This is a genomic window from Sorangium sp. So ce295 (assembly GCF_051527405.1).
Classification (GTDB): domain Bacteria; phylum Myxococcota_A; class Polyangia; order Polyangiales; family Polyangiaceae; genus Sorangium; species Sorangium cellulosum_B.
On record NZ_CP150324.1, the window covers coordinates 103,600 to 130,316 of the forward strand.

A 26,717-nucleotide genomic window follows, 5' to 3' on the forward strand; every position below is an offset into this window, starting at 1 on the left:
CCAGCCTAGGGCTGCTTCTTTTCCTTCTCGATGATGTTGAACTGGACGCGCCGGTTCTTCTGGCGACCCACCTCGGTCTTGTTCTCCGCGATCGGGACGTCGGGGCCGTAGCCCTTCGCCTGCAGGCGCTGGGCCGTGATGCCGCGCTCGACGAGCGCCTTCAGCACCGACTCCGCGCGGGCCTGGCTCAGCTTCGTGTTGAACTGGCGCGTGCCGCGGTCGTCCGTGTGGCCCTGGACCTCGATCTTGAGGATCTCCGGGTGGTCCTTGAGCACGCCGGCGACCTCGTCGAGCAGCTCGTTGCTCACCGGACGGATGGTCGCCTTGCCGATGTCGAACTGCACCTGCTGCAGGATGACGATCTCGGTCTCGGTCACCCGGACCGCGACCGGGCACCCGTGCTGCGTCGGATCTTCGTTCGGCTTGCCCTTCTCGTTCGGGCAGGCGTCCTTGTCGTCGCGGATGCCGTCGCCGTCGGTGTCGCCCGGGCAGCCGTTCGTGGCCGGGTCGGTCGTGATGAGGCCGGGCAGATCCGGGCAGGCGTCCGACGCGTCGGGGACCTTGTCGCCGTCGCGATCGGGCGGCGGCGGGCACCCGTGCTGCTTCGGGTCGTCGTTCGGCGGGCCGGCCTGATCCGGGCAGGCGTCGACGTCGTCCGTGATGCCGTCCTTGTCGCGGTCCCCAGGCGGCGGGCAGCCGTTCTTCTTCGGGTCCGGCGAGGCGACGCCGGCCACGGCGGGGCAGGCGTCGACCGCGTCGAGGATGCCGTCGTGGTCCGCGTCCTTGGGCGGCGGACAGCCGTTCTTCGTGCGATCCGGGCTGCGGATACCCGCTGTGTGCGGGCACGCGTCGTCCACGTCGGCGATGCCGTCGGCGTCCTGGTCCTGCACGGGCGGCTTCACCTCGGGCGAGTAGGCGACCATGGCCACGGCGCGGAACGAGGGCGTGCCGACGCCGGGGGTGAGGCCCGGGCCCACGCCGAGCCCGGCCTCGAAGTCGTCCGCGAAGCGGTAGCGCCCGCCGAGCAGGGCTTCCACGTTGGTCGTGCGCTGCTGGACGTCGGTGACCGTGATCGCGCCGGTGATCTCAGGGCCGATCTGCAGGCGTCGCTCGTCGTCGAGCAGCAGCCCGACGCCGGCGCCCCAGTGCACCGTCATCCCCTGCTCGACGTTGGCGAACTGCCTCGTGGACCGGAACTCCGGCCCCGCGGCGAGCGACCACACCGCGCGATCCAGGTGGCCGCCGAGGATGAGCTGCGGACCGCCGCGCACGCTGCCGTCGCCCGAATACGCCTCGGGGTCGCCGGTCGGCAGCCACACGTAGCCGCCGAGGGCGAGCTGGAAAGGATCGAAGTAGCCGCCCAGGAGCGTCGCGCGCGCGCCGAGCCGGAGATCCCCGAGGGCGCTGCTGGTCGGCGGCGGCAGCAAGGCGCCGGAGGCGGCGCCGCCGTCGCCCGACTGGAGCGCGATGGGCAGATCGACGTTCACCGTGAGGCGCTCCCACAGAGCGAGCGAGGCGCTCAGGTGGAGCAGGAGCTGGCTGCCGACGACCTTGCCGTCGCCGATGTCCTCGTTCCCCGACAACCGCCGCAACACGAGCGGATCCTGGGCGTAATCGCCGAGGAGCATGATGTGGGGTGCGGCGCTTCCTGCCGTGTAGGCGGACTGGACTCCGAACATCCTGTCGCCGGCGGGTGCAGGCTGGAACCTGTCGAGCGCGAAGCCTTCGGGTCTCTCGGGTTCCTGCGCCTCGGCGTGAGCCGCTGCGCCGAGCAGGCACAGCGCCGCCGCGAGCGCGGCCGTCGGATGGGTCCCCTGTGTACGAGCCGGCATGAACGAGGTCGCCTCCTTGCGCGAAGGAACAGCAAGCACCAGGAGTATCGACCGAAACGGCGGCGGCGTTCAACGTTTCACGAGGTTTTTGGGCGCGCGCCGGCCGATCGGGCCAGCTCGGGCGCGGCGCCCTGCGGCGCGGCGCGAGCCGGCGTCCGGAGTTTCCTGCGCGGAAGGTCAGGCCCGATGGCGTCGTGAGTCGGCGGTGGGTCACGTCGCACGGCAGGGTTGCTACCAGAGAGCGGCAGCGGTAGAGCGGCCACCTGACGCCGCGGCACGCACGGCTTGCGGTGCTCGTTCAGGAGGGACCATGTCACGCGAACCCAAGAGTTTCGACAACCTCCTCGGCGGCAACGCCAAGGGTTTGAGCGACCTGCAGCTCAAGGCGCACTTCACGCTGTACCAGGGCTACGTGAAGAAGCTCAACGAGATCCGGGAGCAGCTTGGCAACGCCGACCGCAGCGCGCCGAACTACTCGTACAACGCGTACAGCGAGCTGAAGCGCCGCGAGCCCGTCGCCTTCAACGGCACGGTGCTCCACGAGCTGTACTTCGAGAACCTCGGCAGCGGCGCGACGCGGCCGGGCGCCCAGTCGAAGAAGCTCATCGAGGCGTCGTTCGGCAGCTTCGACGCCTGGCTGGCCGACACGAAGGCGGCGCTCCTGAGCGCGCACGGCTGGACGGTGCTCGTGTACGACTACCAGGAGCAGAAGCTCTTCAATAACCTCGTCCGGACCGAGCACGATGTCGGTCTGTTCGCGAACACGCATATCATGGTCGCCATCGACGCCTGGGAGCACGCGTACTTTGCGGACTACCAGACCAAGAAGGCGGACTACGTGGCCAACGTGCTCTCGGGCCTGAACTGGGACGTGATCGAGGCGCGCCTCGCGCAGATCGGGCCGCCCGCTCAGCAGGGTTGATTCGTTCCACGGCGGGGGCACGCGCCCCCGCCGGCGAGTTCGGCGCTCCCGCGCCACGCGACGACCCCCTTCCCCTCGGGCCGGACTGCCCGGAGACGCGGCTTTCCAGATCTCGCCTCGCCCCCAGTGCCCCGCCCGCGTTCGTCCTGTAGACTGGGCGCGGCGATGAGCAAGGCCGAGTCGAGCACCCGCGCCGCCGGGGAAGAGAGCCTCATCTACGTGCGCCGGATCCACCGGCGCGACCTGAACCGGGTCTGGGAATTCCTCAAGAAGGTGTTCCGCGACGTCAACCGGGAGACGGTCGAATACCAGCGGCCTCGCTCGAAGAAGCGGTTCCTCGAGGTCTACGAAGAAGAAGGGGTCGAACAGCTCCTCTTCGAGGTCCGGGCGGCGCATGGTCAGGAGATCGTCGGCTACGCGGAGTGCGCCTTCGAGATCACCGGGACCGATAACTGGATGAACGAGCGCTACTTCACGAAGCACGACATGCGCCCGCTCTTCGTCGAGGAGCTCGCGGTCCACCCCGAGTACCAGGGCCGCGGCGTCGGCGCCTTCATGCTCGAGCAGCTCGAGCACCTCGCGCGCATCCACGGCTGCACCCACCTCGTGCTGGAGGTGGCCGAGAACAACGACGGCGCCCTCAAGTTCTACCGGAAGCGCAGCTTCTACCGGCTCGACGCCGCGATCTTCATGGCGAAGAAGGTCGCTGTCGACGCGGAGCTCCTGCCGCCTCGGGCGCTCAAGAAGCCCCGCAACCCGGAGGCGCTCGGCGCGCCCGCGAAGCCGAAGCGAGCGCCGCGGCGGACGCTGAAGGCGCGCGGCGGCGAGAAGAGGTCGAGCGCCCCGCCGCCGGCGTCGCGCCCGCAGCCGGCGTCGCGCCCAGAGGGCCCCGCGACGGACGAGGCGATCGATCCGCTCGAAGAGGCGGAGAACGACGGCGGCGGCGACCCGCCGTGAGCCCTAGCGCGGCGAGGCGCGCTCGCCACGGCGGGTCAGGGCGGGGTCAGACCGTGCCGTGCTGGCGCAGGGTCGCCGGCAAGGACAGCGCGTGATCGATGCAGGCGCGGATGTCGTCGAAGCTCGACAGGCCGTACCAGAACACCGTCCAGTTCTCGTTGCGGTAGCTGCCCTCGGCCTGCTGGAAATACCAGGGGTTGATCTCGTTGCCGTTCCGGGCGCGCCAGAACAGCTTCGGGTTCTCGCTCTTCATCCGCGTCCAGAGCGAGCCGCCGATCCCCACGCCCTGCGCCTCCGAGGTCACCGCGAACTTGTCGAGGTACGGAGTGAGCGGGGCCCTCCCGCCCGGATCGAGCGTGAGGATCGCCGTCGCCCGGTAGGAGTCGGACAGGTAGATGCGATAGAAAGGCTTCTTGTCGAAGTAGTGCTCGTCGAGCTTCCGCTCGAAGCACGCCTCGAGCAGATCGCGAAGCCGGCCGCGGTCGATGCCGTCCAGCGTGTCGTGCCGGAGGATCCGCTCGCCGCGGCGGACGAGCGTGCCAGAGCCCGTGTGCGTGAAGAGCTCCTTCGCCAGGTGATCCGGCGATGTGATCGAGACCGAGGAGGTCGCCGGCAGCCCGTCGAGCAGGAGCTTGATCTCCTGCAGCTTGAGGCGCATGCCGTCGTTCAGCGAGGGCTGGGCCATGAGGCCCGCGAAATCCTCCTCGAGGTTGATGGCCGAGATGATGCGCCCGTGCTCGTCGAGGAGGCCACCGGTGCTCGTGAGGAAGATCATCTTGAACGGCTGCGTCGCGAGCGCGAGCTCGCGCGCGGCGACGTCGGCGTTGATGTTGAGGATCTGCCCGCCCGGCGTCTCCCCGAGGCAGGCCAGGATCGGCAGGTGCCCGGCGCGGAGGCTGGACCTCACCGCTTCGACGTGGACGCGCTCCACCTTGCCCACCAGCCCGAGGCGCGGCTCGTCGAGCAGCGACGCCTCGAAGACGCCCGCCGTGATCGGCCGCGTGCGCGTGCCCATCTCCTCGAGCGCCTCGACGAGCCGCAGGTTCTCGCGGAGGAAGACGCGGCGGGCGATCTCCAGGATGCGGGGCGTCGTGACGCGCAGGCCATTGACCCGCTCCGTCGGGATGCCCGCCTGGGCGAGCGCCCGATCGAGCTGCGGCCCGGCGCCATGGATGACGACGGGATACAGCCCGACCTGGTTGAGGAACACGAGCGAGGTCGCGAGCGCCTCGAGGTCCTCGTCGAGGATGGCGCCGCCGACCTTGATGATCGCAAACTTCTGCTGATCGACGGCCGCGTACTGCTTCAGGTACTGCTCGACCTCCTTGCGGCTGCCGAGGTTCCTGAGCAGGCGGACGATGACGTCTTGCGTCGAACCCATCGTTATCACCACCCGTTGGCCAGCACGTCCATCACGGCCTTCTGGACATGCAGCCGATTCTCTGCCTCGTCGATGACCATCGATGCTGGCGAGTCGATCACCGCGTCCGTGACCTTCACGTTGCGCCGGACCGGCAGGCAGTGGGAGAAGAGCCCCCCCGCGGTGAGCGCCATCTTCTGCTCATCGACGATGAAGTGCTTGTTCTTGTCGCGGATGGGCTTCTCCTGCTCCCAGCGCCCGAAGTACGGAATCGCGCCCCAGCTCTTCGCGTACACGACGTGGGCGCCCTCGTAGGCGGACTTGATGTCGTAGGTGATCGAGAGCTTCTGCCCGTTGCCCTCGGCGCTCTTCCTGGCGGCGTCGAGGTAGCGCTCGTCGAGGTGGTACTCCTCGCTGGGGCACAGGAGGGTGACGTCCATGCCGAGCTTGGACGCGATGAGGACGGCCGAGTTGGCGACCGCGGTGTTGAGCGGGCGCGGGTGATACGTCCAGGTGAGGACGAACTTCTTGCCGTCGAGGCGGCCGAGGCGCTCCTTCATGGCGAGCGCGAGCGCGAGCTCCTGGCAGGGGTGGGTGATGGTCTCCAGGTTGATGACCGGCACGGTGGCGTGGCGGGCGAAGCCCTGGAGCACCTTGTCCTGGCGATCGTCCTCCCAGCGCTGGAACCTGGGGAACGCGCGCACGCCGATGAGATCGGCGTAGCGGGAGAGCACGCGGGCGACCTCCTGGATGTGCTCCTCCGGCTCGCCATCCATCGCGATGCCTTCCTCGAACTCGATGGGCCAGGCGCTCCGGCCAGGCTCGAGCACGACGGCGTGGCCGCCGAGCTCCCGGATGCCGACGTCGAAGGAGGTGCGCGTCCGCAGCGATGGGTTGAAGAAGACGAGCGCGATGGTGCGGTCCTTGAGGCGCGGCTCGATCGGCCGCCGCTTGAAGCGCTGCGCGCGCTCGAGGAGGCCCTCGATCTCTGCGCGGGTGTAGTCCATCGTGGTCAGGAAGTGCCGCATCGGATGCCTCCTCGTGTGAACGGCGCGGAGCGGGCACTCGCATTAGGAGCAAGCCTGGCGGTGATGTCAACGCTGCTCGCGCCGCGCGGCGCGCAGGCGATTCAAGGGGGCGGCCCTTCGCCTCCGGCGAGCGGGGACCGCTGCGCGATGCGACGAGAAACCGGTGAGCGTGGTTCGCTTCGAGGACATGTCGGGAGCGGGAACCGACGCCGGTGGCGGGCACGGTCTCGTGCCGGCCCCACCACCCGCTGGACGAGCTCCTCGGCAGTGGCGAGGACACCAGGATTGCAGGTGCTGATTTCAGGAACGAAAGGAGTACGCAGGTCCCCTAGGGAAAGACTCGCGGAAATCGGGGGTGCAACCCTTGGCCTGCATCCTGCTAAACAAGTAGGGCAGAGCGCCCGTGACGGTTTCCCCCCCCCACCGTCGAATGGGCGCTCTTTTTTTGTGCTTTGGTGGTGGGGTGGCGTGAAGGAGCGGCTGTTCCTGTGACGCTGGTCGTGATCCTCACGGTGCGGTGCGATGCGCTCGACGCGTTCCGCGCGTACGAGAGGAGGGCCGCGGCGGTGATGGCGCGGTACGGCGGCGCGATCGAGCGGACCGTGGTGACCGCGCCCGACGGCGGTGGGCTCACCCTGAAGGAGATCCACCTCGTCACGTTTCCGGACGAACAGGCCTTCTCGGCATATCGCGGCGACGCCGAGCTCGGGGAGGTGGCGCACCTGCGGAGCGCGTCGGTCGTTCATACCGAGATCCTGCGCGGGGAAGAGGGACCGGACTACCACGTCGCCCCTGTCTGACCGGCGCAGCGGTGGGGCGCCGCATCACGTTCCGAGGACGGCGCCGCTCTCCGCTTGCGCGGGCGGTTCTGCGATGCACGCGGTGGCGACGCGCCGGAACCCGACCCGCTCATAGACGCGCGCGACGCGGTCGTTCTGCGCGGACAGGAACACGGTGCGGAGCCCGGCGTCCAGCGCATGGCGGGCCAGAACCGCGGTGACCGCGGCGGCGAGGCCGCGCCCCCGGGCCGCCGGCAGCGTCCCCACGCCGACGACCTCGGCGACGTCCCGCGCGTGCTGGTAGCTGCCGGTGCAGAGCGGACCGGCGAGCGCTCCTTCGCGGCCCCGAGCGGCCGCGTGCACCAGCGTCCCCTCGATCAGCGACGCGTGCCACGCGGCCGCCTGTCCGGCCGGGAGCACGGCCGCGGCGGCCTCCCGCTCGGCCGGTCCCGCAGGACCGACCGCGGTGTCGAGCGCGCCGAAGGCGACGGGCGCGACGGCCTGCACGGCGGCGAGATCCGGGTCCTGGGCGGTGATGATCGAGAGCGAGACGTCCTCCGGCAAAGGCGTCTGGCGGGGCTCGCCGCAGAGCACGAGCAGCGGGCAGCGCCGGACATGCAGGCCGGCGGCCTCGGCCGTGGCGTCGAGCCCAGGGGTGGTCTCCAGCACCCACTCGAACGCCTCCGGGATCGAGAGCTCCCGCTGACGCGCGCGCACGGCGGCCACGTCTTCGACCGATACGGGGCCGGGATGGCCGAGGGCGGGGCGGGCGTAGTAGGGCCAGCCGTCGCCGCGGCGAACGAAGAGGGTCAGCGGTCCGTGATCCTCTGCGTCGGCGCACCAGCGAGGGACGGCATCGTAAAACCGCTCGATGGCGGCGAGGAGGGCACTCACGGGCCGCGATTGTGTCACCGGATGCGCTCCGGTGCGAGGAACACCGGGCTCCTCGGAAGAGGCCCTTGGGTGCCGGCGTCGAGCGGCGCCGGCGCCCGCCGTACATCGCGCGTCCAGGGGGCCGGCGCCCGCCGTCCGGGTGTAGACTCGCCTCATGCACCGACGTGGCTTTGGCGCGACGTGCGCCGCCCTCGCGCTCGCGACGCTCTACTCCATCGGCTGCGGGTCCTCGCCAGCTCGGCTGTCGTCTGGGGCCGCCGCCCCGGTCGAGGTCGTCCTCCCGCCCTCGCGCCCTGGCGCGCCCGAGCCCAAGCAGGCGGCGGATGAGCCGGAGTCCCGGAGGGACGAGACACAGCGCCTGCCCTTCGTGGGCACGTGGGTCAGCGAGGATGACGGCTCGCTCATCGAGCTGAGCGCGACGAGCTTCCACCACCGCTTTCCGTACATGGGAGCTCCGCGTGACCTCTACGCGCGCGTCACCTCGTACAACACCGAGCGTGGCCACATCGCGCTCGAGTACACCCGCATCCTGCAGGATGGAGTCGAGGAGTCCATCGAGGAGCCCGTCGTGTACATGCGCTACGAGATCCGCGACGGCGACCTGTACAAGCACGTCGACGCCGAGGATTTTCCCACCACCGTGGACGACGAGCGGTACGTGCGGACCCCCGGCCGGCGGTGAGCGCCCGTCGGACCCCGGCGTCCACGGCCCGCTGCGTGACATGTCACGGTCCGCTGCGTGACATGTCACGGCCCGCTGCGTGACATGTCACGCCCTTGCGGCCGCTCGCGCGGGCAGCGCTCCGGCTTCTTGGCGTGGCGCGAGGAGCTCGCTTCGGGCTGCATTTCCCGTGTCGAGGAGCGGTACCGGTCCGGCTTCGAGGCTCGGTGATGACGTTGAAGCAGAGGGGCCGGGCTGGCATCTCTCTTGCGATGTGCCCCTGCGGCGACGATGAGCCGGGCGAGGGAATGCGCTGCTGAAGAGGCGATTCGCCTCCACACCTCCGGCTGGGCGAACCAGCGCATCATGAACTCCGCGGTCCCTCGCTGAACGTCGAGACGCCGTACTCATACGCTTTACACATGGAGAGTGGCACGATGAGCCGAGCTTATGCCGTGGTGGGGTGTCTATTCGCTTCGATGGTCGCGATGGCCGCCACGGGTTGCGCCGTGGAGATGCAGGACGATCAGGTCGACGGGGTCGATTCGCTCGATGAGGACGTCGCTGAGGTGGAGCAGGCGTACAGCGAGGCGACGTGCGCTACCGTCGCGCCGGTGACGACCTACATCGGTGGCTACAACTACACCTCGCCGCAGACGTACACCACGACGGCCTGCTACAAGAGCCTGGCGGTCGACGTCGTCGGCTACGAGGCCGGTTTCACTCCGGCGCCCGGCCCCAACCACGAGCTGAATACGTACGTGGATTGGGCGGACACCCTGCCGACGGACCCGGAGGCGTGCCGCGATCTGTTCATGGCGGCCACCCTGTACTACGAGGATGACGGGGTGATGGTCCCCGTGGAGATGGCGCAGAGACGCGGCAACTACGTCGCCGGCAGCGGCTGCAACGTTGGCATCAGTCACGGACTCAAGTTCTATACGCCCATGGTGGCCACCCACAGCTACCGCGTCGTCGCCACTGCCCGAACCGGCAATGGCAGCGGCTTTCCGACGCGGAAGTTCAGGATCCGTTCGGTGTGGGAGCCGAACTGAGCCGCCGAGCGCAGGCGCGTGACCCTGGCGCACTCCGGTAGCGACGTTTGTCGGCGGCTACAACTATACCTCGCCGCAGACGTACACCACGACGGGCTGCTACAAGAGCGAGGCGGTCGACGTCGTCAACTACGAGACCGGTCTTCCTGGGACGCCAAGTCCCGGCCTTCGGCTGGCGACGTCCGTGGAGCGGGCGGACGCCGTGCCGACGAATGAAGCGGATTGGCCAAGCTCACCAAACCGCAGGCCGCCTTCGCGAAGGCCCTCGCGGAGCGGGACGCCCTCCTGCCCGAATGGTCCAAGGCGCTCAGGACGCTGAGGAAGCACGCGGCGGCAGCGTGGGACGAGGACGACGGGACCTACAAGGCCCTGTTCGCGCCGCTGGGCGCCGTCCAGGCGCCGAAGAAGCGGCGGGCCAAGACGAAGCCCGCCGAGGCTCCCGTGGCAGCGCCGGCCTGAGGCCCCCGGCTCACCTGTCGCCGCTCTCGTCCCGCTCCGGCTCGTCGTCGTCCAGGAGCGGCGCCACCTCGGCCCAGAGCGCATCCAGATCGAGCTCCAGCCCGTCGAGCCCTGGTACGCGCACCCTCCCTTCCGAGGCGGGCAACCGCTGCACGTAGTACCCGTCGGGGCCGAGCTCGAACAGCTCGAAGAGCTGCGCGTCCGGATCCACGAGCCAGTACCAGCGCACCCCGAAGCGGGCGTACTCGAGGGTCTTCTCCATCCGATCGCGTCGCACGTCACGCGGCCGCTGCGAGAGCACCTCGACCACCACGGTCGGGGGGATCCGGGAGAGCGCATCGCGGCCGCGGAGAGGCGCGCCCGGGGCGTACATGCACACGTCGGCCTTGCGCCCGCGTCGCGCCGACACGCCGAGCTTGTACTCCGAGCCGAACACCCAGCCGCCCCGCGGTCGGGCCCATCCGCGCAGCACCTCGATCAGCCAGCTCACCACCGCTTCGTGCAGCGTCGTCGGCGCCTCTTCCTCCACGAGACGACCGTCCAGGAGCTCACCCGGCTGGTCCTCCTCCAGGTCGGCCCACTGCTCCAGCGTCATCGGCTCAGGTCGGAGGATCTCCGCTGTCGCTGTCGAACCCATGGCACCCATCGTACCACCGCACGGGCTTCCCGCGACGCGCCACCCACGGGCCTTCCTCTGCGTCCGGCAGCGCCCCTCACACCCTGAGCACCACCCCTCTCGCCCTCTCGCCCGTCGCCTCCGCGATGGCCTGCACGTAAAGCCGCACCTGCGCCTCCTGCGCCGCGTGCGCCGTGCCCGCGTCGGAGCCGGTCTTGAAATCGACCACGGTCCAGATCCCCACGTCTCCCACGCTCTCGCGGAACGAGAGGTCGACGATGCCCTCGGCGATCGTCCCGTCCTCGAGCCGCAGGAGCAGCGGCGTCTCCCGCTCGCACGCGCCGCGGGCCGCGCTCTCCGCTGCGCGCCGGAGCAGCGGGTGATCGAGCGCCGCGACCGCCGCGGCGACCGCCGCGTCGAGCTCCTCGGCCGGCGCCCCGAGCAGCCTCGCCTGCGCTGCCGCCACCGTCCTTACCTCGTCCTCGCCCGCCCGGAGATCCACCTCGGCAAGCACCGCGTGCACCAGCGTCCCGAACCGCTTGCCGTAGGGCCGCCCCTCGCGCGCGATCTCCGTCTGCTCGAACGAGATCACCGGCAGCGCGTCCGCCCGCTCTCTCCGCGTCGCCCCGCCGCCGATGGGCTGCGCGCCCGCCGCCGCTGCCGCCGCCGCTTCCGCCGCCTCGTGGCTGATCTCCGTCGCGGTCTTCACGCGGACCGCCGCCACCGCGCCGTCCAGGATCGCCCGCTGCCGCGCCTCCAGCCACACCTCGTGCCCGCGCTGTCCGAGCTCTCCTGCGATCACGGCGCTCGACATCGCCCCGGCGCTTCCGATGATCCCGGCGCCCGCGGCCGCCGCGCCGCCCGCGGCCGCCGCGCCGCCCGCGGCCGCCGCGCCGCCCGCGGCCGCCGCGCCGCCCGCGTCCGCCTGCAGGATCCGCTGCTGGCGCAGCCCCGCCTCCGGCTCGCGATCCAGGTCGAGCGCCCCCGGATCCCACCACACGACGCGGTGCGATCCGGCCATCGGCGCGTGCTCCCCCGGCGCGACCGCGTCCCGCTCGTCGGCCTCGCACCGCGCCGGGCGCTCCAGCACCGTGTCGGTCCCGAACGGAGGGCAGCCGAGGTCCTCGCAACGTCGAGGGCTCCGTCGCTCGCGCGGCGCCGGGTAGAGCACCGGGTGCAGCACGTCGAGCCAGCCGTCGCTCGTGCCGTCGCCCGGGCGCGCGTCGCCCACCGCGGGCACCACCAAGAGCTCGCGCGCGCGCGTCGCCGCCACGTACGCGAGCCGCACCGCCTCCTCGCGATCGCGGCGCAGCACTTCCTCGCGGCGCTCGACGAGCTCCGCGGGCACGCAGCCGGCGATCGGCTCCGCCCACAGGCCGAGCTCCGGATCCACGTGCCGCGACGGGAGCTGGTGCGCCGCCGGCGACGCCGGATCGGCCAGGATCACCACAGGGAACTCGAGCCCCTTGGCCCGGTGCACCGTCATGATCCGCACGCCCTCCGTCCCCTCCTCGACGACCGGCGCCTCGGCGACCTCACCCCGCTCGGCGTCGAGCTCGAGCCGCTCCACGAACGCGCGGAACGACGTCGCGCCGGCCGCCTCGAAGCGCCGCCCGAGATCCATCACCCGCAGCACGTTCGCGAGCGCTTGCTCCCCCGTCGGCCAGATCGCGATGCCCGCGTGCGCGCGCGTCTCGTCGAGGAGCCCGCCGAGGGTGTCCGCGATCGGCCGCCGGTTGCGCTCGCGGTGCAGCCGCCCGAGCACCGCGAGCGCCTCGGCGACCTCCCGGAGCGGCCGCGCCCCGCCCTCCACCGCGAGATCGAGCGCCCCGTCGTCCGGCGGTTGAAACAGCGGGTGCAAGCGCCGGAAGCGGTCGCGGTAGAGCAGGAGCACGTCGTCCGTCAGCGCGAAGAGGGGCCCGCGCAGCGTCGCGTAGACGCTGAGCTCGTCGTCCGGCCACTCGATCGCGAGCAGCGCGCTCCGCACCGCCATCACCTCCTCGCGATCGTGGAACGACCGTCCGCCCACGAGCACGTGCGGGATCCGCCGCGCCTCGAGCGCCCGCACGTAGGCGCGGGTCGCGTCCTCCCCGAACGTCTGGAACCGCTTGAACAAAAGACAGATGTGCCGCGCCTCGAGCGGCACCCGCTGGCCCGGGCGCTCGCGCTCCGTCACCGTCCAGCGCCGCGCGCCGCCACCGTCCAGCGCCGCGCCGCCGTGGATGAGGTGGTGGACGAAGGCGCCCACCGCGTCCGGGATCGACTGCCGCACCCGGAAATCGGAGATCTTGCCGAAGTCGCCGTAGGGCCGCGGCACCGGGAGCGCGATGACCGTCGGCTGCTCCGGCGGATCATCCCGGAACCGCTCGAGCGCGACGTACCGCGCCTGGGTCGCCGCGCGCTCGCCCTCCGCGGTGCCTCCCTGCATCAGCGGCGCGAACGCCGCGTTGACGGCCTCCTGGATCGACGGGGCGCTGCGGAAGCTCGTCGACAGGTACAGGACGCTCGCGCCGCACGCGACGAGCCGGGCCTTGGTCGCCTCGTAGAGCGCGACCTCGGCGCGGCGGAAGCGGTAGATCGACTGCTTCGGATCGCCGACGACGAAGAGCTTGCCGGGCACCGGGCGCGCCCGCGTCCAGTCGGCCTCGGAGAGGTCGTCGGCCGCGAGCAGGAGCAGGATCTCCGCCTGGAGCGGGTCGGTGTCCTGGAACTCGTCGACGAAGAGGTGCGAGAAGCGGAGGTTGAGCTCCTCGCGCACGCCGCGGCTCGAGCGGAGGAGGTCCCGGGCGCAGAGCAGCAGGTCGAGGAAGTCGAGCTTGCCGGCGCGGGCCTTGAGCGCGTCGTACGCCTCGATCGGCGGCCGGAGCTCGCGCGAGAGGCAGGCCGCGAGATCGGCGCTCGCGGCCGTGAGCACGGCGTCGAGCTCGACCTTCACGCGGTCGCGCTGCGCGAGCACCTCGGCGCGCGTGAGATCCCCGCCGAACGCCTTGCCTGAGCCCTTCCAGCGCCATTCCTTCCAGCGCGCGACGTCGCCGAGCTCGGCCTCCAGGCCGTCGTGGTCGCGCCCGCCCGTCACCTCCTCGCGGCGGCGGAGCTCGGCGAGGTAGCGGTCGAGGTTCCGGAGGCTCTGCGCGAGGTAGTCGCCCTCCCGGTCGGCCTCGGCGCCCAGGTCGGCGAGCGCCGCGAGGCGGTCCAGGATCTCGTCGATCGCGCGCTCGCGGTCGAACGGATCGCGCCGCCAGGGGCGCGTGAAGTCGCGGTGCTCGGCGAGCTTGAACGCCGCGCTCCGGAGCAGGTCGCGCGGGCCCTGCGCGCCGTCGCGCGGGCGCCGGCGCAGGATCCGGCGTACGCCCTCGGGCGGGTCGTTCAGGGTGCGCTGGAACCAGGCGTCGAAGGCCTGGTCGAAGAGCGCCTCGGCCTGATCCGCGGCCGCGACCTGGAACAGCGGGTCGACGCGCGCCTCGACCGGCCACTCGCGCAGGAGGTCGGCGCAGAAGGAGTGGATGGTCCCGATGCGCGCCGCCTCCAGGTGCGCGAGCGCCTCGTCGAGCCGCGCGCGCTCCGCCGGGCCGGCGCCCGGGTCGCTGCGCGCCCGCTCGATCTCGGCCCGGAGGCGCAGCTTCATCTCGCCGGCCGCCTTCTCCGTGAAGGTCACCGCGACGATGCGATCGAGCGTCCCGCCGCCCTCCTCGGGCGCCCTCCGCAGCACGGCGACGATCCGCGACACGAGCGCGGTGGTCTTGCCGGTGCCCGCGGCGGCCTCGACGACGAGCGTCGTCCGCAGATCGTCGCGGATGCGGCGGCGGGCGGGCTCATCCGCGAGCTGCCGCGCGCCGCGCGATCGGACCGCGTCGGCGGTCACGCGCGCCTCCGCGCGGGCTCGAGGCGCTGCCTGGGGGCGCGCGGCAGGAGCGCGCCGGCCAGGCTCGGGGAGGGGAGGAGGACGTGCCGCACTGGGTCGCGTGGGGAGGCTGTCGGGGGAGTAAGGTGGCGCAGATCGGCGTGGAAGGAAACGCTGCCGTGCCCGGCGGAAGGCGGTCCGTTTTTCCGGACGGGCTCATGTAACCCCTGAGCGTGGATGTTCTTGTGCTAGCAGCAGGGGGAGCTGATCCATGCGCCTCGAGTCGATGAGCCCTGGAGCGCGGTGGGCGTACGCGCTCAAACCCGCGAGCTGGCCCAAGGTGCTCGTCCCGGCCGCATACGGGCACGCGGTGGGCGCGGCCGTCGCCGGCCGGCTGTCCGCAGGGGCCCTCGCCTTCGGCGCGCTGTGGATGATGGCCGACGTCGCCTTCGTCGTGCTCCTGAACGACTGGGGCGATCGCGAGGTGGACGCCCTCAAGCGACGCATGTTCCCGGACGGCTGCTCGCCGAAGACCATCCCGGACGGCATCCTTCCCGCCAAGGCCCTCCTGCTCGCCGGGCTCGGGGCCGGTGTCTCCGCGTTGCTCATGGCCTGGGGGGCCGGCGCCGCGCTCGATCGCCCGCTGCTGCTCCCCCTGGCCGCGCTCGGCCAGCTCGTCTTCGTCGCCTACACGCTGCCGCCGATCAGGCTCAACTACCGCGGCGGCGGCGAGCTCCTCGAGATGGCCGGCGTCGGCGGCGTGCTCCCCGTGCTGCACGCGTATGCCCAGTGCGGCGCGCTGGCGCCAGCGTGGCTCGTCGCGCTCCTGCCGGGGTTGCTCCTGCTCGCGCTGGCGAGCGCGCTGGCCAGCGGGCTGTCCGACGAGCAGAGCGACCGCGCCGGCGGCAAGCGCACCGTGGCCACGCTGCTCGGCAATGCGGCCACGCGCCGGGCCACCGAGGCCCTCGCCGGCCTCGGCCCGCTCCTCTGGCTCGCGGCGTCCCTCCTCGTCGAGGGCGCGCCGCCGCTCTGGTCGGTCGCGCCGGCGGCGGCCGTGGCGCTCTTCTTCAGGGCGCGGCTCGTCGAGAAGAGCCCCGAGGCGGTGACGAACGCGTTCGCCGCGCAGGCGGCCTACAAGCGCGAGCTCCACCGCGCGATCCAGTGGGGCATCGTCGCCCTGTCGGCGGCCGTGCTCGCCGCCGGGCTCCTCGCCGGGGGAGGGCCGACATGACGGGCGTCGCGGTCATCCCCCCGGAGGAGCGCGACGCGCTCGCGCGCCTCACGCCCCTGCTGGGCGCGCGGGCCTCGGTCGCGCCGGGCCGGCCGTGCGCGCCCACCCCCGTCGCCCTTGTCGAGCAGATCGTGAACGGCAGCGAGGACGCCGAGCGGGCGCGCGCCTTTGCCCGCGGGCTCGGCGAGGTGATCGGCGCGGTCGCCGACAACTTCCCCGACAACATCTTCTGGGATGTCGACTACCTGGCCTGCTGCCTGTGGCAGGCCGGGAGCGCGCCCGCGATCGGCGACTTCGCCCGCCGCGTGGTGTCGCTCTGCCTGGGCTTCGGCAACAAGTCGAAGCTGCGCTTCCGCTACGCGCACGACTTCCTCTACGGCTACGACTGGGCTCGCTGGGTGATGCGCAAGCCGGAGGAGCGCGCGGGCATCGGGCCCTTCGACGTCTCGTTCTTCGACTACCTCGACGGCCGGCAGAGGACGCTCGTCGAGCTCGTGGCCAGCAACGACCGCAAGTACTCGCAGCTGAACGGCCGGGAGTACCGCAACCCCTTCTCGTTCATCCGCGAGCCGCCCGAGGAGTCGCAGCTCCACTGCCTGCTCGCCCAGGTCGACCTGATCCCGCTCAAGGCCTGGCGCCTCGACGGCGAGCGCCGCTGGGACCTCCCCTTCACCGATCTGCGCGCCAAGCTGGCCGATCGCCTCGGCCTGTCGCGGGGCGAGGGGCGATGAGCGTCCGGCCGGGCGCGCTTCGAGCGTGGCTCGATGCGTCTCGGCTGGCCTCGCAGCCGAGCATCGCGCTCCCGCTGCTGCTCGGGCAGCTCGTCGGCGCGCGGGCGGCCGGCCGACCGCTCGACGTGGGGACGCTCGCGGCGGTCCAGCTGTTCGGCCTGCTGAACCAGCTCTTCATCGTCTACGCGAACGACGTCGCCGACCAGGAGACCGATCGCCGCAACCGGACCGCCACGCCCTTCTCGGGCGGCTCGCGCGTGCTGGTCGAGGGGCGCCTCTCGCCCCGCGCGCTCGGCGCCGCGGCCGTCGTGTGCGCCGCGGCGCTCGTGGCGGTCTCAACGGCGCTCGCCGCGGCGCTGGCGACGGCCGCCGCGCCGCTCCTCGTGCTCCTGGCGATCGCGGCGCTCCTGCTGCTCTGGGCCTACAGCTACCCGCCGCTTCGCCTGTCGTACCGCGGCGGCGGGGAGCTGCTCCAGATGGTCGGCGTCGGCGCGGTCCTGCCGCTCTACGGGTACATCGCCCAGGGGGGCGACCCCGCGCGTTTTCCCTTCGCGCTGCTCGCGTTCCTGCTGCCGAGCCACCTCGGCTCCGCGATCGCCACCGCGCTCCCGGACGAGCCCTCGGATCGCGAGAGCGGCAAGCGGACGCTGCCCGTGCGCGTGGGCGGAGAGCGGGCGGCGCGGTGCGTGGTCCTCCTGAACGGGCTCTCGCTCGTGCTCGCGCCGGTCGGCCTGGGCGCGGTGGGGCTGAGCCCTGGGGCGGGCCTGCTCGTGCCGGCGGCGGCGGTGCTCGTCGTGCTGCTGGCCCGCCCAGCGCCGCCGGGCTCGCGCCTGCTGCTGGTCCGGGTCGCGGCGGCGGGCGCGGCGACGCTGTCGCTGGTCGGCTCGACCGTCATCGCCCTCGCCGCGCGCTGAGGAGCGAGGGCGCGATGTCGCACGAGTTCCTGCTGCTCTCGTCGCTCTTCCTCCTGCCGGGGGGCGTCATCTGGCTCGCGCGCCCGGATCTGCGCCCCCTGATGAAGCGGATGGCGCTCGCCTCGCTGCCGTTCGCGGCGACCGAGCGGCTGTTCTACCCGAGGTACTGGGCCCCGAAGTTCCTGTTCGACCTGGCCGACCGGATCGGGTTCGGCATCGAGGACGTGCTGTTCGTCGTCGGGCTCAGCGGATTCTCCTCGACCGTCTATGCCGTTGTGTTCCGCCGCGCGCCGGTGCCCTGCGCGGCGGAGCGGGCGCCGCGCGTGCGACCGTGGTTGCGTGCCGGCGTGGTGATCGCGCTCGCGCTCGCCGCGGCCGGGGCGCTGGTCGCGGCGGGGGTGCCCGTCCTCTACGCCGCGGTGGCGGCGATGACGGCGTTCGCCGCGGCGCTCGTGGGGGCGCGCCGCGATCTGCTCGTGCCGGGCCTGCTCGGGGCGCTCCTGTCGGCGGCGCTCTACCTCGGCCTGTGCCTCGTCTTCGCTGCGCTCGTGCCCGGCGTGTTCGAGCGCACCTGGCGGCCCAGCGTGCTGCTGCCGGGGAGGGCGCTGCTCGGCGTGCCGCTCGACGAGGTCCTCTACGGGCTCGGCGCGAGCTTCGCGGCAACGGTGTTCCCGGCGTGGGCGTTCGGGTTCAGGTACGGGCACGCCGGAAGCGACGGGGATTGAGATTCCCTCGGCGCTTCCGGCGCGCGTCTTCGGCGCGCGACGCCGTCCATCCGCCTGGACGTCGACGGCCGTAGCTCAGTTCGCGGTTACAACCACCTCTGAGCCATCGTAGGTGACCACTTGATCTGGAGCGGCGGTGACGTCGACGCCGACGCCATGATCGGAGCCCACCCGCACGATCCTGAACGTCCTGCTGGCCGGCATTCCGGTATAGCTCCCCTTCCGTGCGCCGATGGTCAACCTTCCGGCAGACTCGCTCCACGTGAATGGAATCGTCGAGTATTGACCGTCCTCATAGTCGTAGCTGTCGCCCTCGTCCTCGTAGAGGGTGAACGACCCGTCTTGGCCCGTGTAGATCCGGATCTCCAGCGGGTCGATGCTCTGCGTCGCATACTGGATGCTGGGGCCCATGGGGACGATCGAGCCCGCTTTGACGAAGAGCGGCAGCTCGCTCAGCGGCGCGGGAACGGAGGCCGTACGTCCGCCGTCTGTCGTCGAGCCCGTCCAGAAATCGTACCACGTCCCCGCGGGGAGATAAACGGAGCGGCTGGTAGCGCCCGCGGTGGTCACGGGATTGACCAGGAACGCGGGGCCGAACAGGAACTGATCCTTGATGTTGAACACATTCGCATCGCTGGGATAGTCGAAGACCAGGTGCCGCATCATGGTGTAGCCGTCGCTGGTCACCTTCCATGCCAATGAGTAGATGTAAGGCATCAGCCGATAGCGCAGGTTGTCGATCTTGAGGAGGTTGGCCTTGGTGGCGGCGCTCCAGCTGTTGCTGTACAGCTCCCTCGAGCCGCCTCCGTGAATCCGGAAGATCGGGGAGAAGGCGCCGTACTGAAACCAGCGGGTGAAGAGCTCATTGTTCGCGCTGGTGGTCCAGTCCACGTTGTGGCCCCAGTACCCGCCGATGTCCGTGGTCCAATAGGGCATCCCCGCGAGCGAGAAATTGAGCCCGGCGGGGATCTGCTTGGCATAGGTCGCGAAATTGCTGTCGATGTCCCCCGACCAGCACGTCGTGGCGTATCGCTGCTGGCCGGCGAAGGCGCTGCGGGTGAGCACGTAGACTCGCTTCTGCTTCGGGCCGGTGCTGCGCCAGTGCTCGTACACTCCCGCGGCGTGTGCCAGGGGATACGCGTTCAGGTACAGCGCGCCCTTGCCGAGCGCGGTATCCGCCGCCCGCACGTTGACGGGGTCCGGGTAGGCCTGGGGTTCGGTGTTGTCTGCCCAGATGCCGTCCCAGCCGTGCGGCCCCAGCAGGCGATCATGGATCTGCTGGTACACCAGAGCTCTGGCGGCGGGGTTGAACGTGTCGTAGAAACGGTGTGTGCCGCTGCTGGGGTACAGCGCGCCGATTTCATCGAGCGCGTTGTAGTTGTCCAGCTCTCCCGCCTTCCGCTCGGTGTTCACGCGTTGATACACCGGCCAGATCGATATCATCGTGTGAACGTTGGCCTTGTGCATCTCGGCGATGAGGGCCGCTGGATCCGGATAGCGGCGTTCATCCATGAAGTGGGAGCCCCACGCGTACGGGGTCCAGTAATCCCAGTCCTGAACGATGCAGTCGACCGGAATGTCGTTGTTGCGGTAGCCGTCCTTGATCCTCAGCAGCTCGGCCTGGCTGCCGTACTTGTCCTTCGACTGGAAGAGCCCGTAGGCCCACTTCGGGAACAGCGGGGCTGCGCCGGTCGCGGTGCGGTACTGGGCTACCACCTGGTCGATGCTCGGACCATAGAAGAAGTAGTAGTCCACCATGTCGCCGGCTTCGGACGAATAGCTGTACTTGCTGTTGCTCGACCTGGTCCCGTCGAAGTTCGAGGCGGAATAGTTGTCCCAGAAGATCCCGTAGCCCCTGTTGGACACCAATACAGGAACGTTGATCTCCGTGTTGACGTTGACGATGCGCCGCGTCGTCCCTTTGCGGTTCGCCACGTTGTCCTGGTGCTGGCCAAGACCGAACAACGCTTCGTCGGCGGGTGAGTTGAAGACGGTCTCGACGCGGTTCGTTCTGACCCCCTCGACGGTCACGGGGGTCAAGGTCTTGCTGTCTTCCGACAGGATGACGCCGTCGTTCAGGTCGGCATAGGTGACCAGGCCGCTGGTCGTGTCGACGTTGACCTTCAGCCGTGAGGTGGTGATCGTCACGGTCCCCTGGTTCTCCGCGACGCAAAAGCTCGGTTTGTCCCACTCGTTGTTGACGGATAGAGAGTTCTTGTCAGGGGGCGAAGAGGCGGTGGTGTACTGGACCCTGATGATGCTCTCGTTGCAGACCTCCAGCCTCAGCAGGCCGCTCTCCAGGTTGAAGGTGACGCCGGCGGCGTCGGCGGCATAGAGCTCGGTCTCTGGAGGGGCAGGCGGGCAGACCAGCTGGTCGTCGTCGCCTCCCTGGCCTCCGGAGCCGCCGCCGCCGCCGACCCCGGCCGCGCCGCCTGCGCCGGCTGCACCGCCTGCGCCGCCGCCGCCCACCCCGCTGGTCGTGGTCGTGCCAGCGGCGCTGGCTGACGCACCGCCGGCGCCCGGACCGGGGTTGCTGGACCCGCCCGAGCACGCGCCGCCGAGCGGCAAGAGGCCGATCAGCGCCGCGCAGAGATAACGGTCCATCAAGTTTCGCATGATTCCTCGCAAGCAACAGAGTGCATGAGTGCTCCCGACTTCAATGGTTCACGCCAGCTGTAAGAGCGCGGACTGTCTCCATGCGGTCGCGGCGCGGAGCTGTCTTCGCCCGCGCTTCGCGCCGCTGAATCAGCATGAGGGCGCCTGGCGACAGCCCGCTTGACCCCTCGCTCGGGAGAGGCGGAGCGCGCGGCGGTATACGGCGCGGGGGAGCCGCTGGCGCCGGAAGAACGCTGGGGGCGACCTGAACCGCTGCTTTCGAAGACGGAGCCGAAGGCGCAGGGCGGCCGGCCGCGTACTCGTGATCAGATCGCCCTGACGGGGATCTTGTTCGTGCTCAAGGCGGGTCCCACGAGAGCACCGACCGCAAGAGCTCGGCTACAGCGGCATGGCTTGCTGGCGCGGACTGCGCGGCTGGCAGCAGGCGGGCGCCCTGGGGCGCAGCCTGGCTCCGTGATGAAGAAGCGCGATGAGCGCGGTGCGCACCCAACCTCCCGCGTGGCTCAGCCGGAGCCCCGGACGGGCCGATGTGATGACACCGGTGCGCCCGAGGAGCGCCTGAGCGTGGCCCGCCGCAAACTACGTTACTCCGCTCCCGAGGTTGCCATCCGGCCACACCGCCAGGTTCGCCGGATCCTTGACGAAATCGTGTCCGGTGGACAGCATCCAGGCTTTCACGACAGGCCTCGAATACGCGATGTCTGTCGTGTCCTCTGGCGGATCGCCCTCGGCACAACACCAATCACCCTCGATCAGCGATCGCTTTCTCGAAGGCCAGGCGAATAGAGCTGGTGCAAAAATCGATGAAGAGCGAACAGATGACGAAGATCTCGGTGCCCAGGGCGACCGAGGAGGCCGAAGCGAAAGGATACCCCTCGACTGCAATGTGAACGCTCACATTGCCGATGTCAATTCCAATCTACCGGCCCGCGGGCATCGTCGAATCCGGGGGAGGACGAGGCTGGCGGGGCTCCTCCGGAGCGCCGCGTCAAGAGGGTGAGCGCTGGATCGCGGTCATCGCCGGACCGCCAGACCCGCTCGCAGCGTCGGAGGCAGCCCGATCAACCGTCAAGAAGGCGTGCGCGAAGAGCGCGAGGGGGGATGTGGCGGTGCCCGCCGGTGAAACAGCGAGCCTCCTCGTGGTCAAGGCGGACCTCGCCCGTCGCCGTCTCTCGAAGCGCCCTTCAATCGAACAGCGACCTTCAACGGCACGGATCACGTCGATCGAGCAGGCACGCTTGCTTCAGGGCCCGCTCCACCGTCTTCAATGCGGGTCGCGGCCTGGTCCCGAACGTTGTGCTCGCGGGCGCTCCGTGCGTTGGTATCGGGTACGATCCTCGGTGGATGACAGCCGCGCAACGCCGCGGCGGTGCCGTCCTGGAACGCCGAAACGCCGGGAGCGCCAGGGGATCGTGCTTCCCCTGGCGCTCCCGGCGCCTTCGTCATCGGATGGGCGCGGGCGGCGGCGTTTCGCTCGCGAAGCCTCCCGCGGTCGGGGGGATCGCCCGCGCCCGTCGCGTCACGGCAGCATCAGGACGCACTCGGTCCGGCAGACGGGGCCGCCGGCGCCGCCGCCGCTCGGCTCCTCGCAGATGGTTCGGACGATCGCGCCGGGGGGGCAGGTGGCTCCGTCCACACACTCGATCCAGCAATCGCCGGGCGGGTACGCGTCGGCGCCGCCCATGCCGGTGCCGGTGCTGCTGCTGCTGCTCTCGCCGGAGCAGACCTTCTGCTCGATCATGCCCGCGGGGCAGTAGGGCTCGACGGGCACGCACTCGGTCCAGCAATCGCCGGGGTAGGGCATGGCGCCCGCGCCGGTGCCGGAGCTGCTGGAGCTGCCGACAGCGACGGAGCTGCCGCCGCCGCAGACGGTCTGCGGGATGCTGTTCGGCGGGCAGTAGGGCTCGGTGGGCACACAGTCGGTCCAGCAGCCGCCGCCGGGGAAGGGCATGCCACCCATGCCGGTGCCGCTGCTGCTCGTGCCGGGCACGGGCTCGCCGTCCTCGCAGATGGTCTGCTGGGTCGTGCCCGGCGGGCAGTAGGGCTCGACAGGCACGCACTCGGTCCAGCAGTACTCCTGGCCGGGGTACGGGCTGCCGCCCGCCATGCCGGTGCCGGAGGAGCCGCCGGCGCCGCCGGCGCCGCCGTAGCCGGTGCCGGTGCTGCCGACCGAGACGGCGCTGCCGCCGCAGACGGTCTGCGGGATGCTGTTCGGCGGGCAGTAGGGCTCAGTGGGCACACACTCGGTCCGGCAGCCGCCCCAGTCGCCGTCGTAGGCGCCGGTGCCGCCGACTCCGCTGCTGCCGACGGTGCCGCTGCAGACCGTCTGCGGGGTGGTGCCGGGCGGGCAGTAGGGCTCGGTGGGCACGCACTCGGTCCAGCAACCGCCGTCAGGGGGGCGCGGCGCGGCGAAGCCTGGATCGGAGCCGCCGATGCCACCGCCCGCGGTGCCCCCGCCGGCGCCGCCGGCGCCGCCGGTGCCCGCCCAGCCGCCCGAGCCGCCGACGCCTACGCTGCTGCTCGTGACGGAGGAGCCGCCGTCGCAGTAGGTCTGCGGGGTGGTGCCGGGCGGGCAGTAGGGCTCGGTGGGCACGCAATCGGTCCAGCAGCCGCCGCCGGGATAGGGCCGGCTCGCGCCCCCATCGGCGCCGCCGGTGCCCGCCCAGCCGCCCGAGCCGCCGACGCCGACGCTGCTGCTGGTGACGGTGGTGCCTTCGTCGCAGAAGGTCTGCGGGGTTGTGCCGGGCGGGCAATAGGGGCCGACGGGCACACACTCGGTCCAGCACGGCTCGGAAGGCATCGGCATGCCGCCAGTGCCCCAGCCGCCGGAGCCGCCGACGCCGACCGTGGTGGTGCCGCCACACACGGTCTGCTCGATCGTGCCCGGCGGGCAGTACGGCTGCGGCGGGATGCACTCGGTCCAGCACTCGCCCGGATCGACGGGGATGGCGGTGCCGCCGGCGAAGCCACCCTGGCCCGAAGACGTGGTGCCGCCGCTGCAGATGGTCTGTTCGCTCCAGTCAGCAGGACAGATGCTGTCGGGCACACACTGCTCCTCGCACATCTCGCCGATCTCGCACGGTGAACAGACCGTCTCCCAGTGAAAGCCAGGTCCGCAGTCGGGCTCTGGTGGCGGTGGGGGCTCGTCCACGCCCCCACAGCCCTGCCCCTTGGCGCCGGTGAGCACAACGAGCGCGGAGAGCGCAACCAGACCCTGGAGAGAGGAGCGAGCGGCTGACGAACGCGAGATAAGAGAGGAGAAGATCGCGAAACGCATGGGGGTACTCCATCCTGCGTGCCTGTGCGAGACACGCGATCAAGGAACGATGGCTCTGCGCCGCAGCATGCGAGCGCTGCTGCGCGCGGCGTCTCAGCGCCGACTCGGAGAGCTCGCGTGGGGATAAAGCACTGGACATGCCAGGCGCGTCCGCCTGCTCGGTAGCGTCGACGGCCGCACGGCCCGAGGCATATCGGCCGGCTTTTCGCGGTCGCGCGGCGCCCGCTGCGCGCCTCCGCTCAGCGCGACGGGGCGGCAGTGTGACGGGGAGCGCTGGCTACGTGTCACGTTGAGCCAACTGGCGCCACAGGGGGTGCCGGGAGGCAAGGGGATGGAAGGATGGGGGAATTTTTTTCTTGAGTGAGCTGGGTTACGCGGCCCAGGGGGGATGACCCGACCTAGGTTGAGGTACGGATGACCGACCCAGGTTGAGGTTCGGCCGGGGATGACCCGACCCAGGTTGAGGCTAGCCGCGACCCAGGTTGAGGTTCGGCAGGGGGCGTGGGCGTGGTGGCCCGACCCGGGTTGAGGTGCTCTGACGGGGGGGCGTGGGCGTGGGGCCCGACCCAGGTTGAGGTGGTAACCCAGGTTGAGGTGGTAACCCAGGTTGAGGTGGTAACTGAGGTGGTGACCCAGGTTGAGGTGGTGCTCGCGAGGTGCTCGCGCGTCCCAGGTTGGGGCAGCGCCCCGATCGAGCGCGGAGCTACTGCGCGGAGGTGGGCCGCACGTAGGGCAGCCGCGCCGCCACCTGCCGGACCTCCGCGGCCCCCTCGAGCAGCTGGGCGATCGGATCCCACGTGCCCCGGATCAGCGACTCGCGCGCGCCCGGCTTGATCGTGAAGGGCACCGTGAGATCGCTCCCCGCCCGGACGACCTGCCCCTGCAGGTCGACCGTGACGGGGGTCGTCGGGTCGGCGTTCACGCGCGCCACGAGCGCGGCGCGGTCCTCGCGGCTCACCGAGACGCAGGGGATGCCGAGCGTCGTCGAGTTGCCGAAGAAGATCTCGGCGAAGCTCTCGGCGATGACGGCCTTGAAACCCGCCTTCGCGATCGACTGCGGCGCGTGCTCGCGCGACGACCCGCAGCCGAAGTTGCGATCGGCGATCAGCACCGTCGCCCCCGCGAAGCGCGGGTCGTTCAGCGGGTGCTCCCGCTGCTCGCCACGCTCGTCGAAGCGCACGTCGCGGAAGAGGTGCTCGCCGATGCCGTCGAAGGTGACGCACTTCAAGAAGCGCGCCGGGATGATGCGGTCCGTGTCGATGTCGTCCCCCGGAACGTGAACGGCGCGACCGGTGACGGATTGAATCAAATCGAGTGCCATTGGGATCTCCCTCGGGTGCGAGCGTCGTCAGATTCCGAACACGTCACGAGCGTCGGCGATCTCGCCGCGGACGGCGGCCGCCGCGACCATCACCGGGCTCATGAGCACGGTGCGCCCGGTGGGGCTCCCCTGCCTGCCCTTGAAGTTGCGGTTGGACGACGACGCGCACAGCTCATCCCCGATGAGCTTGTCGGGGTTCATCGCCAGGCACATCGAGCAGCCCGGCTCGCGCCACTCGAAGCCCGCGTCGCGGAAGACCCGGTCCAGCCCCTCGGCCTCGGCCGCGCGCGCCACCTCCATCGACCCCGGGACGGCCAGCGCGCGCACGTGCGGCGCGACCCTGTGCCCCTGGATGCGCCGCGCGACCTCCCGGAAATCCGACAGGCGCCCGTTCGTGCAGCTCCCGATGAACGCCACGTTGATCTTCGTCCCCTCGATCGGCTTGCCGCCCTCGAGCCGCATGTACTCGAGCGCCTCGCGGATCAGCGCCCGCTCGGACTCGTTCGCCACGTCCTCGGCCGCCGGGACCTTCTCCTTCACCGAGATCGCCTGCCCCGGCGTGATGCCCCAGGTGACCGTCGGCGCGATCTCGCTCGCGTCGATCCGGACGACGTCGTCGTAACGCGCGTCCTCGTCCGACGCGATCGAGCGCCAGTACTCGAGCGCCTTCTCCCACGCCTCGCCCTTCGGCGCGTACGGACGCCCCTTCATGTACTCGAACGTCACCTGGTCCGGGTTGACGTAGCCGACCCGGGCGCCGCCCTCGATCGACATGTTGCACAGGGTCATCCGCTCCTCCATCGAGAACCCCTCGATGGTCGACCCGCCGTACTCGTAGGCGTAGCCCGTGCCGCCGGACACGCCGAGCCGGCGGATGATCTCGAGGATGATATCCTTCGCGTAGACGCCCGGCCCGAGTTTGCCCTCCACCTGGATCCGCCGGACCTTGAGCCGCTGGAGGCTCAGCGTCTGCGTGGCGAGCACGTCGCGCACCTGCGTCGTCCCGATCCCGAACGCGATCGCGCCGAACGCGCCGTGCGTCGACGTGTGCGAGTCGCCGCACGCGATCGTCATGCCCGGCTGCGTGAGGCCGAGCTCCGGGCCGATGATGTGCACGATGCCCTGCTTCCCCGACTCGAGATCGAAGAACGTGACGCCCTGCTCGGTGCACGCCTTCTTGAGCGCGTCGACCATCCCCTCGGCCAGCGTGTCCTTGAACGGCCGCTTGCGGTTGTCGGTCGGGACGATGTGATCGAGGGTCGCGAACGTCCGCTCGGGCATGCTCACCCGCAGGCCGAGATCGCGGAGCATCCCGAACGCCTGGGGGCTCGTCACCTCGTGGATCAGGTGAAGGCCGATGAAGAGCTGGTCCTCGCCGCTCGGCAACGTGCGGACTTTGTGGAGGTCCCAAACCTTGTCATAGAGACTCTTACCCATGATGGCCTCTCGCGGTGCGCTGGAATCGGGTGAAGGGGGGTGAAGGGGACGGCGTGCGAAG

General features: G+C 70.8%; 20 protein-coding genes. 10 read left to right on the forward strand and 10 right to left on the reverse strand.

The features are described 5' to 3' along the window. Positions 1-5: 5 nt before the first annotated feature. Entirely contained in the window at positions 6-1,832 is a 1,827-nt protein-coding gene (locus WMF11_RS00405) for an OmpA family protein (RefSeq protein ID WP_437976041.1), read from the reverse strand. A 310-nt stretch (positions 1,833-2,142) separates the two neighbouring features. Between WMF11_RS00405 and WMF11_RS00410 the strand changes: the two genes are divergently transcribed. Then, on the forward strand, positions 2,143-2,754 hold the full coding sequence (locus tag WMF11_RS00410) for a superoxide dismutase (RefSeq protein WP_437715012.1): 612 nt from the start codon (positions 2,143-2,145) through the stop codon (positions 2,752-2,754). A 165-nt stretch (positions 2,755-2,919) separates the two neighbouring features. After that, entirely contained in the window at positions 2,920-3,711 is a 792-nt protein-coding gene (locus tag WMF11_RS00415; RefSeq protein ID WP_437548522.1) for a GNAT family N-acetyltransferase, read from the forward strand. A gap of 46 nt (positions 3,712-3,757) precedes the next feature. Here the strand turns inward: WMF11_RS00415 and WMF11_RS00420 are convergent, their stop codons facing one another. Together WMF11_RS00420 and WMF11_RS00425 are read right to left on the reverse strand one after the other, a co-directional pair. Next, positions 3,758-5,092, reverse strand: a complete 1,335-nt coding sequence (locus tag WMF11_RS00420) for an acetylglutamate kinase (protein ID WP_437906427.1) — start codon at positions 5,090-5,092, stop codon at positions 3,758-3,760. Between the two features lie 5 nt (positions 5,093-5,097). Continuing rightward, positions 5,098-6,099, reverse strand: a complete 1,002-nt coding sequence (locus WMF11_RS00425) for an N-acetylornithine carbamoyltransferase (RefSeq protein ID WP_437976042.1) — start codon at positions 6,097-6,099, stop codon at positions 5,098-5,100. 488 nt (positions 6,100-6,587) lie between these two features. On the opposite strand from WMF11_RS00425, the gene WMF11_RS00430 reads away from it, so the two are divergent. Beyond that, the gene (locus tag WMF11_RS00430) at positions 6,588-6,899 is read left to right on the forward strand and encodes a hypothetical protein (RefSeq protein ID WP_437906428.1); all 312 of its coding nucleotides are present in this window, start codon (positions 6,588-6,590) and stop codon (positions 6,897-6,899) included. Between the two features lie 24 nt (positions 6,900-6,923). On the opposite strand, the gene WMF11_RS00435 is transcribed toward WMF11_RS00430, so the two are convergent. Beyond that, positions 6,924-7,772, reverse strand: coding sequence for a GNAT family N-acetyltransferase (locus tag WMF11_RS00435; RefSeq protein ID WP_437906429.1), 849 nt, complete (start codon positions 7,770-7,772; stop codon positions 6,924-6,926). Positions 7,773-7,926: 154 nt separating this feature from the next. Here WMF11_RS00435 and WMF11_RS00440 point away from each other — a divergent pair, with 154 nt between their 5' ends. The 3 genes from WMF11_RS00440 to WMF11_RS00450 all read left to right on the forward strand — a co-directional run bounded on the left by WMF11_RS00440 (position 7,927) and on the right by WMF11_RS00450 (position 9,947). Next, positions 7,927-8,454 carry a hypothetical protein gene (locus WMF11_RS00440; protein WP_437976043.1) on the forward strand — a complete coding sequence of 176 codons (528 nt, stop codon included), beginning with the start codon at positions 7,927-7,929 and terminating at the stop codon, positions 8,452-8,454. A gap of 416 nt (positions 8,455-8,870) precedes the next feature. After that, positions 8,871-9,488 carry a hypothetical protein gene (locus WMF11_RS00445; protein ID WP_437906431.1) on the forward strand — a complete coding sequence of 206 codons (618 nt, stop codon included), beginning with the start codon at positions 8,871-8,873 and terminating at the stop codon, positions 9,486-9,488. 222 nt (positions 9,489-9,710) lie between these two features. Beyond that, on the forward strand, positions 9,711-9,947 hold the full coding sequence (locus WMF11_RS00450) for a hypothetical protein (protein WP_437976044.1): 237 nt from the start codon (positions 9,711-9,713) through the stop codon (positions 9,945-9,947). Between the two features lie 10 nt (positions 9,948-9,957). Here WMF11_RS00450 and WMF11_RS00455 read toward each other — a convergent pair whose 3' ends face one another. Both WMF11_RS00455 and WMF11_RS00460 read right to left on the reverse strand, forming a co-directional pair. Further along, complete coding sequence (locus tag WMF11_RS00455) at positions 9,958-10,584, reverse strand: Uma2 family endonuclease (protein ID WP_437906433.1); 627 nt, start codon at positions 10,582-10,584, stop codon at positions 9,958-9,960. A gap of 76 nt (positions 10,585-10,660) precedes the next feature. Continuing rightward, a complete protein-coding gene (locus WMF11_RS00460) occupies positions 10,661-14,425 on the reverse strand; it encodes a UvrD-helicase domain-containing protein (protein WP_437976045.1) in 3,765 nt (1,254 codons plus the stop codon). Positions 14,426-14,675: 250 nt separating this feature from the next. Between WMF11_RS00460 and WMF11_RS00465 the strand changes: the two genes are divergently transcribed. The 4 genes from WMF11_RS00465 to WMF11_RS00480 are packed head-to-tail and all read left to right on the forward strand — an operon-like array spanning position 14,676 to position 18,005. After that, entirely contained in the window at positions 14,676-15,635 is a 960-nt protein-coding gene (locus WMF11_RS00465; RefSeq protein ID WP_437976046.1) for a prenyltransferase, read from the forward strand. After that, positions 15,632-16,366 (forward strand): ferrochelatase, encoded by a 735-nt coding sequence (locus WMF11_RS00470; RefSeq protein WP_437906436.1) that lies wholly within the window; start codon positions 15,632-15,634, stop codon positions 16,364-16,366. The genes WMF11_RS00465 and WMF11_RS00470 overlap by 4 nt, the downstream gene beginning before the upstream one ends. Continuing rightward, positions 16,363-17,280 (forward strand): prenyltransferase, encoded by a 918-nt coding sequence (locus WMF11_RS00475; protein WP_437976047.1) that lies wholly within the window; start codon positions 16,363-16,365, stop codon positions 17,278-17,280. Before WMF11_RS00470 ends, WMF11_RS00475 begins: the two co-directional genes overlap by 4 nt. Positions 17,281-17,294: 14 nt before the next feature. Further along, entirely contained in the window at positions 17,295-18,005 is a 711-nt protein-coding gene (locus WMF11_RS00480; RefSeq protein ID WP_437976048.1) for a lycopene cyclase domain-containing protein, read from the forward strand. Positions 18,006-18,080: 75 nt separating this feature from the next. On the opposite strand, the gene WMF11_RS00485 is transcribed toward WMF11_RS00480, so the two are convergent. The 4 genes from WMF11_RS00485 to leuC all read right to left on the reverse strand — a co-directional run bounded on the left by WMF11_RS00485 (position 18,081) and on the right by leuC (position 26,656). Further along, positions 18,081-20,609, reverse strand: a complete 2,529-nt coding sequence (locus tag WMF11_RS00485; RefSeq protein ID WP_437976049.1) for a glycoside hydrolase family 31 protein — start codon at positions 20,607-20,609, stop codon at positions 18,081-18,083. A gap of 1,531 nt (positions 20,610-22,140) precedes the next feature. After that, on the reverse strand, positions 22,141-23,667 hold the full coding sequence (locus WMF11_RS00490) for a hypothetical protein (RefSeq protein WP_437976050.1): 1,527 nt from the start codon (positions 23,665-23,667) through the stop codon (positions 22,141-22,143). A gap of 934 nt (positions 23,668-24,601) precedes the next feature. Further along, positions 24,602-25,219, reverse strand: coding sequence for a 3-isopropylmalate dehydratase small subunit (gene leuD, locus WMF11_RS00495; protein ID WP_437976051.1), 618 nt, complete (start codon positions 25,217-25,219; stop codon positions 24,602-24,604). 27 nt (positions 25,220-25,246) lie between these two features. Beyond that, positions 25,247-26,656: a 3-isopropylmalate dehydratase large subunit gene (gene leuC / locus WMF11_RS00500; protein WP_437548551.1), complete on the reverse strand. Its 1,410-nt coding sequence runs from the start codon at positions 26,654-26,656 to the stop codon at positions 25,247-25,249. Positions 26,657-26,717 lie beyond the last annotated feature (61 nt).